Source organism: Acidimicrobiales bacterium (assembly GCA_035547835.1).
Taxonomy (GTDB): domain Bacteria; phylum Actinomycetota; class Acidimicrobiia; order Acidimicrobiales; family Iamiaceae; genus DASZTW01.
This window is the reverse complement of record DASZTW010000002.1, coordinates 164,068-175,140: the sequence shown is the minus strand read 5'-3', so window position 1 is coordinate 175,140 and position 11,073 is coordinate 164,068. Positions and strand designations below refer to the sequence as shown.

The following is an 11,073-nucleotide window of genomic DNA, read 5'->3' as shown; positions in this document are numbered from 1 at the left end:
ATCCACTTCCTCGACTTCTCCACCGAGCGGATGGTCGCCAAGGTGCCGCAGATCGCCGCCGAGGTCGACATCCTGCTGGGCAACCTCGAGGACGCCGTCGCGGTCGACCGCAAGGCGGCCGCGCGTGCGGGCCTGGTCGCCGTCGGGCGGGAGATTGATCTGGGCGACACCCAGCTGTGGGCGCGCGTCAACGCGCTCGACTCGCCGTGGGTCCTCGACGACCTCACGCAGCTGGTGGCGGAGATCGGCCACAGGCTCGACGTCGTCATGGTCCCCAAGGTCGAGGGCCCGTGGGACATCCACTACCTCGACCGGCTCCTGGCGCAGCTGGAGGCCGCGGCCGGGCTCGAGCGGCCGATCCTCGTCCACCCGATCCTCGAGACGAGCCTCGGGGTGACCAACCTCGAGGAGATCGCCGCCGCCTCGCCGCGCATCCAGGGCATGAGCCTCGGCCCGGCCGACCTGGCCGCGTCTCGGCGGATGAAGACCACGCGCGTCGGCGGCGGCCATCCGGGCTACCGCACGGTCGCCGATCCGGACCCGGACGACCCCGACGCGCCGCGCGCCGCCCACCAGCAGGACCCCTGGCACTACACGATCGCCCGCATGGTCGACGCCTGCACCGCCAACGGCATCTTGCCGTTCTGGGGCCCCTTCGGCGACATCAAGGACGTGGTCGCCTGCGAGGACCAGTTCCGTAACGCGTTCCTGCTCGGCTGCGTGGGCGCGTGGAGCCTCCACCCGGTGCAGATCGACATCGCCAAGAAGGTCTTCTCCCCCGACCCCGCCGATGTGGCCCACGCACAGCAGGTGATCGAAGCGATGGGCGACGGCTCCGGCGCCGTGATGATCGACGGCAAGATGGAAGACGACGCGTCGGTCAAGCAGTGCCACGTGATGCTCGACCTCGCCCGTCAGCTCGCCGGCCGTGACCCCGCCCTCGCCGAGCTGTACGGCTTCGCCAAGTAGCGCCGCGGCGCGCACCACCCCAAGGAGCAACGATGACCGACGACGCCCTCCGGCCCCGCCGATCCGTCCTGTACATGCCCGGCGCCAACGAGCGGGCGCTCGAGAAAGCCAAAGGCCTACCTGCCGACGCGCTGATCCTCGACCTCGAAGACGCCGTGGCGCCCGACGCCAAGCCCGAGGCACGCGAACGGGTCTGCGCCGCCGCGGCGTCAGGCGAGTACGGCGCCAAGGAGATCACGATCCGGGTCAACGGGCTCGACACCGAATGGCACGCCGACGACCTCGCGGCGGCCGCCAAAGCCGGCCCCGACGGCGTCGTGGTGCCGAAAGTGAACTCCGTCGACGACGTGCGCAAGATCGAAGCCGGCCTCGAAGCGGGCGGCGCACCCGACCGCACCAGGATCTGGGCCATGCTCGAAACGCCGGTGGCCACGTTGCACGCCGCCGACATCGCCGCCGCGTCGGAGCGCCTCACGGTGTTGGTGATGGGCACCAACGACCTCGCCAAGGAACTGCACGCCGTGCAGATCCCCGGGCGCGAACCACTCGTCGCCGCGCTGAGCATGTGCGTGCTCGGCGCACGCGCCGCCGGCAAAGTGATCGTCGACGGCGTCTACAACGACATCAAGGACGCCGACGGCTTCCACGCCGAGTGCGTGCAGGGCCGGGACCTTGGTTTTGACGGCAAGACGCTGATCCACCCGAGCCAGATCGACGACGCCAACACCATCTGGGCGCCGTCGCCCGAAGCGGTGGCCGAGGCCCGCGACCTCATCGCCACGTTCGACGAGGCCGTGGCCGCCGGCAAAGGCGTGGTCACGTTCAACGGGCGCATGATCGAGAACCTCCACGTCGACAACGCCCGGCGGGTACTCGCCCAAGCCGAGGCGATCGCCGCCCTCGGCTCCGCTTGAGCGCTCCGCGACGGCCCTGGTCATTCGGGGCGACGTGGTTCGAGATGCCGCCGAAATTGCGCGGACGGCACCCCAACCACTAGCAAAGTGCGGGCTTTTTCGCCGCGTCTGGCTTGGCGCGGGCCCGCTCTCCTACCAGCCCGGTGGCCCTCTGTCGCCACCGCCGCAACCAACAAGGACATGGCATGCCAGTGGTTCTCGCCGGTGAAGGTGGCTACCAGGCCTTCAAGCTCGGAGGTAGCGACACCGCGCTGTTGGTGTTCAGCCTGATCGCCGCGGCCGCCGCCCTGGGCGTGGGGTACTTCCTCGTCCAGAACGTGCTCGCTGCCGACGCAGGCAACGAAGACCACCAGCGCATCGCCGGGCACATCCACGAAGGTGCCATGGCGTACATCAAGCGCCAGTTCCGCACGATCGCGTTCAGCGTGATCCCGCTGGCCGTGCTGGTGTTCCTCACTTCCGCCGCCCTGAAGCGGCCCGACGGCAGCGTGGCGATGGGCTTCGCCGCGTCGGGCGGCTTCCGCACGATCTGCTTCATCGTCGGCGCGGTCTTCTCGTCGTCGATCGGCTTCCTGGGCATGTGGCTCGCCACCCGCGGCAATGTGCGCACCACGGCCGCCGCCACCCGCGGCAGCTTCGCCGACGCCCTGCGGGTCGCGTTCCGCACCGGCGGCGTCGCCGGCCTCGCCACCGCCGGGCTCGGCCTGCTGGGCGCCACGCTGATCATCTTGATCTTCCAGAAGACCTCGTCGGCCATGCTGATCGGCTTCGGTTTCGGTGGCTCGCTGCTCGCCCTGTTCCTCCGGGTCGGCGGCGGCATCTTCACCAAGGCGGCCGACGTGGGCGCCGACCTCGTCGGCAAGGTCGAGGCGGGCATCCCCGAAGACGACCCCCGCAACCCCGCCACCATCGCCGACAACGTGGGCGACAACGTCGGTGACTGCGCCGGCATGGCCGCCGACCTGTTCGAGTCCTACGGCGTGACGTTGGTGGCTTCGATCATCTTGGGCGTGTCGGCCTTCAGCGCCATCGGTGCGTCTGAAGCCGACGCTGCCAAGGGGCTCGTGTTCCCGGTGGCGATGATGGGCATCGGGATCGTGGCCTCGATCATCGGCATCTTCGCGGTGAAGGGTCGCCCCGGCGAGTCCGACGCGCTGAAGTGCATCGTGCGCGGCGTGACCATCGCCCAGGCGTTGTCGGTCGTGGGCGCGGCGATCCTCGCCTTCCTCTACATCGGCACCCCGAAGGGCTCCACCCTCAGCTCTCCCGGCGCCCGCATGTTCGGCGCGGTGCTGATCGGCGTGGCGCTCGGCTTCGCCGCCTCGCGCATCACCGAGTACTACACGTCCACCGAGCACAAGCCGGTGCGCGACATCGCCAAGTCCACCCGCACCGGCCCGGCCACCACGGTCCTCGAGGGCCTGTCCGGTGGCCTCGAGTCGTCGGTGTGGGCACTGGTGGCCATCGCGGTGGCGATCGGCGCTGCCATCGCCCTCGCCGGTGGCAACTTCAAGTTCGGTGTGTACCTCGTGGCCCTCACCGGCATCGGCATGCTGTCGACCACCGGCATCATCGTGGCCGAGGACACGTTCGGCCCGGTCGCCGACAACGCCGCCGGCATCGCCGAGATGGCCGGCACGTTCGAGGGCGAGCCCGAGCGGATCATGGTGGGCCTCGACGCGGTGGGCAACACCACCAAGGCCGTGACGAAGGGCTTCGCGATCGGGTCTGCCGTCATCGCCGCCGTCGGCCTGTTCGCCAGCTACGGCGAATCGATCTACGGAGAGATCTCCGACAAGCTCGGCGTCGACCCCTCCAAGATCAACCACTCGTTCCCGATCAACGTCGCCGACCCCAAGGTGTTCATCGGCGTGCTGCTCGGCGGTTCGATCGCCTTCATCTTCTCCTCGCTGGCGATCCGCGCCGTGTCCCGTACGGCCGGCGTCGTCGTGGGCGAAGTGCGCGACCAGTTCGCCGACGGCCAGATCATGGCCGGCAACAAGGACGCCGACTTCGGGCCCGTCGTCGACATCTGCACCGGCGCCGCACTGCGTGAGCTCACGACCCCGGCGCTGATCGCCGTCCTGATGCCGGTGGTGGTCGGCTTCGGTCTCGGCCCAGTGGCCCTCGGCGGCTTCCTGGCCGCCGCCATCGTGACCGCCCTGCTCATGGCCAACTTCTTGTCGAACTCCGGCGGCGCCTGGGACAACGCCAAGAAGTACATCGAAGACGGTGCCGAAGGCGGCAAGGGGTCCGAGAGCCACAAGGCCGCCGTGATCGGCGACACCGTCGGTGACCCGTTCAAGGACACTGCCGGCCCGGCGCTGAACCCGCTGATGAAGGTCATGAACCTCATCTCGCTGCTGATCCTGCCGGCGGTCATCAAGTTCGCCGACAAGGGCAAGCTGGCCGAGAGCGCCAAGGACGCCATGAACGGCGGTGGCATCGCCATCGCGATCGTGGCGCTCCTCGTGGTGGTCGGTGCCATCTGGTACTCGAAGCAGCACGGTTCCGACGACGAGGTGCCCGCGCCGTCGGCCCCGCCCGCTGCCGACGACGAGCCCACCGCCAGCGTCAGCGTCTGACCCGACCACCCCGGGCGCTCACCCCGACCGGGCGGCAGGCGGCCAACTCTCGCCCCGCCGACCCACGGAGAGACCCACGCTGCTGTGAGCACTTGGCCACGCCACGCGTGCTCAAGTGCTCACAGCACGGTGGGGTCGGTGCCCGTCAGGCCGGCCGTGCCGTGCTTGCGGTGGCGGTAGACCTCGATGACCACCGGCACCAGCGAGAGGGCGACCACACCGACGATCGCGACCTCGATGTTGTTGCGGATGAACGACACGTCGCCGAGGAAGTGGCCGAGCAGCGTCACACCCATCGCCCAGACGCACGCGCCGATCAGGTTGTACGCGACGAACGTGCGGTAGCGCATCTCGCCGACGCCCGCCACGATCGGGGCGAACGTGCGGACCACCGGCACGAAGCGGGCCAACAGCACCGTCTTGGGCCCGTACTTGTCGAGAAACGCGTGGGCCCGGGCGACGTGCGCCTGTTTGAACAATCGTGAGTCGGGACGGCTGAAGAGCGCGGGGCCGACCCGCTTGCCGAACAGGTAGCCGACCTGGTCGCCCGCGGCCGCGGCCACGAAGAAGACGATCAGCAGCACCCACAGCGACGGGATGTGGTTCACCGCCGGCAACAGGTGGTTCTTGGCGGCGAAGTCGTGCGCTCCCGACGACGTGAGGAACCCAGTGAGGAACAGCAGCGAGTCGCCGGGCAGGAAGAAGCCGAACAACAATCCCGACTCGGCGAAGATGATGGCGGTCACCGCCCACACGGCGCTCGCACCGGCCTTCTCGAGCCAGAACTCCGGTTTGAGGAAGCTGGAGGCGTACAGCCAGGCGAGCATCGGCGCATCGTAGCGGCGAGCCGGCCCGTGACCGGATCGGGTCCTGGCCACCGGTAGCGTGCGAGGATGGCGACGTTCCTCAGCCCTGAGTGGGTCGACGAGCTCGACCGCGCCGCGAGCGCGAGCGGCGCCCTGGCGACCGCCACGAAGGACATCGCGCTGACGGTGCAGCAGATCGTGACCGCCGATGCCGCATCCCCAAACGGCGACGCGTCCCAACACCCGGGAAGAGGTGCTGCGTGGCACGTGATCGTCGACCACGGCCTCGTCCGCGTCCGACCGGGCCAGTCGAATCGTCCCGACGTCACCTTCACGCAGGACCGCGCGACGGCCGTGCGGGTCGGGCGGGGCGAGCTGTCGGCGCAAGCAGCGTTCATGCTCGGCAAGCTCCGTGTCGACGGCGACGTCGCTTTGTTGATGACCCACCACGTGGCGTTCGCAGGCCTCGACGACGTGTTCGCCGACGTCCGCACGTCGACCACGTATTGAGATGCCGGTCGCGCGTTCCGTGCTCGTCATCCCGGTGACCTGCCCACCTATTCGGACGAGCGGGCAGGAACCAGCCGTCGTAGCCCCGTAGTCCTAGTGGTGTGCCTGGTAGGTGAGGAGGTGGTGATGGCGAGTCGTTCGGTGCCGCTGGCAAGAGCGCACGACGAAGGCGCGGCCGTAGCTGCGGTGAGGAGAAGAACGCCGTCCCGCGGTGCCGCAGGCCGCCAGTGCCACCCCGCAAGCTGCCCGACGCACCACTGGTGACCCGAGTGGGAGGTTCGTTGATGGAATCTGGCCGGCGAGTGCCCGCCCTCACGTACGGTCCGGGTCACTGACTCGTGCCTGAACTGCCCGAGGTCCAGGCTCACGCCGAACGGCTCGACGCCGCCTACGCGGAGTCGACGCTGGCCGGGTTTCGGCCGATCACGTTCACCGCGCTCAAGACCGCCGCACCCGACCCCGCCTTGGCGGAAGGCAGCGGCCTGGTGTTCGTCGGCCGCCGCGGCAAGCTGCTCCTGCTCGACTTCGGTGTCATCACGTTCGTCGTCCACCTCATGCAAGGCGGGCGCATCCGGCCCGACGAGAAGCAGAGCCCGAAGCCGAAGGGCGGGATCGCCCGCTGGACCTTCACCGACGGTCGAGCCCTGCTGCTGACGGAGCAGGGCACCGAGCGCAAAGCCGGGGTGTGGGTCGTCGACGGTGACCCTGAGGCGCAAGAACCGCTTGCCCACCTGGGCCCCGACGCCGACCGCGTCGACGGGGCGGCGATGGCCGACCTGCTCGAGGCCCATCCCATGCGACTCCACGGCTTCTTGCGCGACCAGCGGATCATCGCGGGGCTTGGCCGCCGCCTGGCGAACGAGGTGTGCCACCGGGCGCGCCTGTCGCCTTTCGCCAACACCGCCAAGCTCGACCGGGCGCAAGCGGAGAGCCTCGTCGAAGCCCTCGGCGAGTGCGTGACCGAAGGGTTGGCCTACGAGCGCGGCCGCGACGAGATGAGCGCGTCGGCCGACCGGCCCGGCAACGTCCACCACCGGGTGGGCGAGGCGTGCCCGGTGTGCGGCGACAAGATCCGCGCGGTCGTGTACCGGTCGTACACGGTGGCCTACTGCCCGACCTGCCAGACGAACGGCAAGGTGCTGGCCGACAACACGACCTCGAAGTTCTTGAAGTGAGGGTCGGGCCGCGGTCGAGCGGCCGGCCCCTCAAGCGTGGCGGTCGGCCGGGGTGTATTCGCCAGCTGGTGACCGGGTGGCGATCTGCATGCGGTTCCATCCGTTGATCACGACGATGGCCATCACGACCTGCGCCAGTTCTTCGGACGAGAAGACCTCGGCGGCGTCAGCCCACACATCGTCGGGAACATGGGTGTCGGCCACGAGCGTGACCGACTCCGTGAGCGCCAACGCCGCCCGCTCGCGGGCGGTGTAGTACGGCGCCTCGCGCCAAGCCGGCAACAAGTTGATGCGGGCTTCGGTCTCGCCGGCCGCACGGGCGTCGAGGGTGTGCATGTCGATGCAGAACGCGCACCCGTTGATCTGCGACGCGCGGATCTTGATCAACTCGTAGAGCACCGGGTCGATACCGGATCGTCGGACCGCCACTTCGAGCCCGTACTGCGCCTTGTACAGCGCCGGCGCGTCGTCGGGCAGCGACATGCGTCGGGGCTCGGCGGGGACGTACGAGGTGGGCGTGGACGTTTCGGTGGCCATCGCTGCTCCTTCAGTCGGCCCCAGCACGGACGTTCCCAGGATGCCGGACCCGGCGCGGTGCGCCACACCGCGCCCGGTGCCGTCCGCCGCGGGCGTGGGTGCGCCGAGCGACGGATCGGCCGGCGCCGGGCGTGACGGTCACGAGGCGGGTGGCCGCGGCTCAGCCGATGAGGCCGAGTCCCTTCACGGTGTCGCGCTCCTCGGCGAGCTCGGCCACCGACGCGTCGATGCGGCCGCGGGAGAACTCGTCGATGTCGAGACCCTGCACGATCGACCAGTCGCCACCAGAGGTGGTGCAAGGGAACGAGGAGATCAGGCCGTCCGCGACGCCGTACGAGCCGTCGGACGGGACCGCCATCGACACCCAGCTGCCCGCCGGCGTGCCCTGGATCCAGTCGCGCATGTGGTCGATCGCGGCCGACGCGGCCGACGCGGCCGACGAGGCGCCCCGGGCTTCGATGATGGCCGCACCGCGCTTTTGTACGGTGGGGATGAAGTCGCTCTCGAGCCACGACTGATCGCCGACCACCTCCGCGGCGCCCTTCCCGCCGACTTCGGCGTGGAAGATGTCGGGGTACTGCGTGGCCGAGTGGTTGCCCCAGATGGTCATGTTGGTGATGTCGTTGACCGGGCAGCCGGCCTTGGCGGCGAGCTGGGCGAGCGCCCGGTTGTGGTCCAGACGGGTCATCGCCGTGAAGCGCTCGCGGGGGACGTCCGGTGCGTTGTGCATGGCGATCAACGCGTTGGTGTTGGCGGGGTTGCCGACCACGAGCACCTTGAGGTCATCGGCGGCGTGGTCCGACAGCGCCTTGCCTTGCACCGTGAAGATGGCACCGTTGGCTTCGAGCAGGTCCGACCGCTCCATGCCCTTGGTGCGCGGGCGGGAGCCCACGAGAAACACGACGTTGGCACCCTCGAAGGCCTTGTTGGCATCGTCGGCAGGTTCGATGCCCGCCAGCAGCGGGAACGCGCAGTCGTCGAGCTCCATGACCACGCCTTCGAGCGCGCCCATGGCCGGCGGGATCTCGAGCAGCTGGAGGATGACCGGTTGGTCCGGTCCGAGCACGGCACCGCTGGCGATGCGGAACAGGAGGCTGTAGCCGATCTGGCCGGCAGCCCCGGTGACAGCGATGCGGACGGGCTGGGTGCTCACCTGCGGATACCTCCGGGAGCGGGTCTGGGGGACCTGCCGACACTATTCCGCTCCCGGAGCCGGCGGCGAAGCCGGGCTGGCGGGCGAAGCGACCCGACAACGCGTGCGCTGGCCGGCCGGCGCGGCGTGCGAGTCGAACGGCTGCGAGCGGCCCGGGCGGCCCGTCGCGTCGAGGTGCGGAGAGTGAGTGGGGACCGAACTCCCCCGAATTCGGTCCCCACTCAATGGCGGACAGCGGCTGGGATCAGCGCGCTGCCGCGATCGGTGCAGCGCTCAGAGCTGCAGCGACTTGGTCTCGAGGAACTCCTCGAGGCCGTACTTGCCGAGCTCACGACCCGAGCCCGACTGCTTGTAGCCGCCGAACGGCGCCAGCGGGTTGAACCCGCCACCATTGATCGACAGCTGGCCGGTGCGGATGCGCCGCGCCACGCGCTTGGCCCGCTCGGGATCCGCGCTCTGCACCGCGCCCGACAGGCCATACGGCGAATCGTTGGCGATGCGGACGGCGTCGTCCTCGTCGTCATAGGCGATGATCGACAGCACCGGCCCGAAGATCTCCTCGCGGGCGATCGTCATCTCGTTGTCGACATCGGCGAACACGGTGGGCTTCACGTAGTAACCGGTGGGCAGGTCATCGGGCTGCTCGGGGCCGCCGGTCACGAGCGTGGCGCCCTCGTCGAGGCCCTTTTGGATGTAGCCGCGCACCCGGTCGCGCTGGACGTCGGAGATCAGCGGGCCAAGGCGACCGGCGTTGGTGGCCGGGTCACCGATGGTCCACGTGTTCTCGACCTCATCGCGGACGATGTCGACCACCTGATCCTGCAGCGACCGGGGAACGAGCATGCGGGTGAGTGCGGTACACGTCTGCCCCGAGTTGAGGTAGGCGTCGCCGACGCCCGCCCGAGCGGCCTTCTCGAGGGACTCACCCTCGAGGTCGTCGAGCAGAATGTTCGCGGACTTGCCGCCGAGCTCCAGCGCCACGCGCTTGACGGTGGCGGCGGCGACCTCGCTGACGCGCTTGCCAGCGCGCGTGGAGCCCGTGAAGCTCACCATGGCGACGTCGGGGTGCGCCGCGATGGCCTCGCCCACCACCGGGCCGGTGCCGGTGACCATGTTGAACACGCCAGGCGGCAAGCCGATGCCGTCGATGATCTCAGCGAGCACGAACGACGCGAGCGGGGCGACCTCACTGGGCTTGAGGACGACGGTGCAGCCCGCGCCGATGGCCGGCACGACCTTGGCGACCACTTGGTGCAGCGGGTAGTTCCACGGCGTGATGCAGCCGACCACGCCGATGGGCTCGCGCAGCACCAGCGAGTTGCCGATCTGCTCCTCCCATTGGAAGTCGCGGATGATCGACGGGTAGCTGCCGGCCACCGCCGCCGGGAGCCCAGCCTGTACGAGCTGGCTGAGCATCATCGGCATGCCGACTTCACCGCAGATGATCTCGGCGATCTCCTGGTTGCGGGCGCCGAGCTCCTCGGCGATGCGCTGGACCGCCTTGGCGCGCTCCTCTGGGTCGGTCTGCGACCAGGTCTCGAACGCCGCCGAAGCCGCCGCGACCGCAGCATCGACATCAGCCGGGGTGCCGTCAGGGACCCGCCCCATCACCTCCTCGGTCGCAGCGTTGATCACGTCGATCGAGCCGCTGCCGGTGGACGGCACCCATGCGCCGTTGATGTAGAGCTTGTCGTGATCGAGCATTCCGATCGCCCCCTGGTGAGATGCGGTCCGGCCAAGCTAGCGACTCCAGGGGGGCGACGCGTCAAAATCCTGACTCTCGGGTCAAGTGCGTGCCGAGGCAGTCCGGCCAGGGTCCGCGGTCGACACTCCGCACTTGTACAGATTGTGGCGAAAGGCAACGATGCGGTCATGAACGACCACCACCTCCAGGGTCAGACCACGATCAACCGCTCGCCGGCGGACGTCTACGACGCCATCGCCGACATCACGCAGATGGGTCGCTGGAGCCCCGAGTGCACCGGTGGTCGCTGGCTCGGACGCGCCAAGGAAGCGACGGTCGGCGCCCGTTTCGTCGGCTTCAACAAGCGCAAGTGGGCGCGGTGGGCGACGGTGTGCAAGGTCGTCACCGCGAACCCGGGCAAGGAGTTCGCATTCAAGGTGGTGCCTTCGGGCGCAACCTGGCGGTACCGGTTCGAGCCATCGGCCGGCGGCGGCACGCTCGTCACCGAGACCCGCGAGCTCGACAAGGAACCAGCCGTGGTCAAGCTCGCCGACAAGGCCATGCTCGGCGGCAACCACGAGGTTGAGCTCGACGAGGGCATCGTCGCCACGCTCGAACGGGTCAAGGCTGAGCTCGAGCGCTGACGCTCTCGCCGCTCGCTCGGCGGTGAAGGTGCACGACAGCGGGGCCGAGCGGGCCTCGCGGTCCGGCTGGGATGTGGGCGTAGAGGCTGGAGCAGG

General features: G+C 69.4%; 10 protein-coding genes. 6 read left to right on the top strand and 4 right to left on the bottom strand.

Features of this window, described 5'->3' with window-relative positions; all coding sequences use genetic code 11:
• From VHA73_02115 to VHA73_02105, 3 genes are all read left to right on the top strand, one after another.
• Positions 1-969: CoA ester lyase (locus VHA73_02115; protein ID HVX16802.1), on the top strand; the 969-nt coding region annotated here is incomplete at its 5' end.
• Between the two features lie 32 nt (positions 970-1,001).
• Positions 1,002-1,883: a CoA ester lyase gene (locus VHA73_02110; GenBank protein ID HVX16801.1), complete on the top strand. Its 882-nt coding sequence runs from the start codon at positions 1,002-1,004 to the stop codon at positions 1,881-1,883.
• A gap of 185 nt (positions 1,884-2,068) precedes the next feature.
• Positions 2,069-4,468 carry a sodium-translocating pyrophosphatase gene (locus VHA73_02105; GenBank protein ID HVX16800.1) on the top strand — a complete coding sequence of 800 codons (2,400 nt, stop codon included), beginning with the start codon at positions 2,069-2,071 and terminating at the stop codon, positions 4,466-4,468.
• 119 nt (positions 4,469-4,587) lie between these two features.
• On the opposite strand, the gene VHA73_02100 is transcribed toward VHA73_02105, so the two are convergent.
• Complete coding sequence (locus VHA73_02100; protein ID HVX16799.1) at positions 4,588-5,295, bottom strand: VTT domain-containing protein; 708 nt, start codon at positions 5,293-5,295, stop codon at positions 4,588-4,590.
• 66 nt (positions 5,296-5,361) lie between these two features.
• On the opposite strand from VHA73_02100, the gene VHA73_02095 reads away from it, so the two are divergent.
• Positions 5,362-5,784, top strand: a complete 423-nt coding sequence (locus tag VHA73_02095; GenBank protein HVX16798.1) for an SCP2 sterol-binding domain-containing protein — start codon at positions 5,362-5,364, stop codon at positions 5,782-5,784.
• Positions 5,785-6,122: 338 nt separating this feature from the next.
• Entirely contained in the window at positions 6,123-6,959 is an 837-nt protein-coding gene (locus tag VHA73_02090; protein ID HVX16797.1) for a DNA-formamidopyrimidine glycosylase family protein, read from the top strand.
• Between the two features lie 30 nt (positions 6,960-6,989).
• Here the strand turns inward: VHA73_02090 and VHA73_02085 are convergent, their stop codons facing one another.
• The 3 genes from VHA73_02085 to VHA73_02075 all read right to left on the bottom strand — a co-directional run bounded on the left by VHA73_02085 (position 6,990) and on the right by VHA73_02075 (position 10,353).
• Positions 6,990-7,496, bottom strand: coding sequence for a carboxymuconolactone decarboxylase family protein (locus VHA73_02085; protein HVX16796.1), 507 nt, complete (start codon positions 7,494-7,496; stop codon positions 6,990-6,992).
• Positions 7,497-7,656: 160 nt separating this feature from the next.
• Positions 7,657-8,649, bottom strand: a complete 993-nt coding sequence (locus tag VHA73_02080) for a malate dehydrogenase (protein ID HVX16795.1) — start codon at positions 8,647-8,649, stop codon at positions 7,657-7,659.
• A gap of 273 nt (positions 8,650-8,922) precedes the next feature.
• A complete protein-coding gene (locus VHA73_02075; protein HVX16794.1) occupies positions 8,923-10,353 on the bottom strand; it encodes an aldehyde dehydrogenase family protein in 1,431 nt (476 codons plus the stop codon).
• 168 nt (positions 10,354-10,521) lie between these two features.
• On the opposite strand from VHA73_02075, the gene VHA73_02070 reads away from it, so the two are divergent.
• Complete coding sequence (locus VHA73_02070; GenBank protein HVX16793.1) at positions 10,522-10,977, top strand: SRPBCC family protein; 456 nt, start codon at positions 10,522-10,524, stop codon at positions 10,975-10,977.
• Positions 10,978-11,073 lie beyond the last annotated feature (96 nt).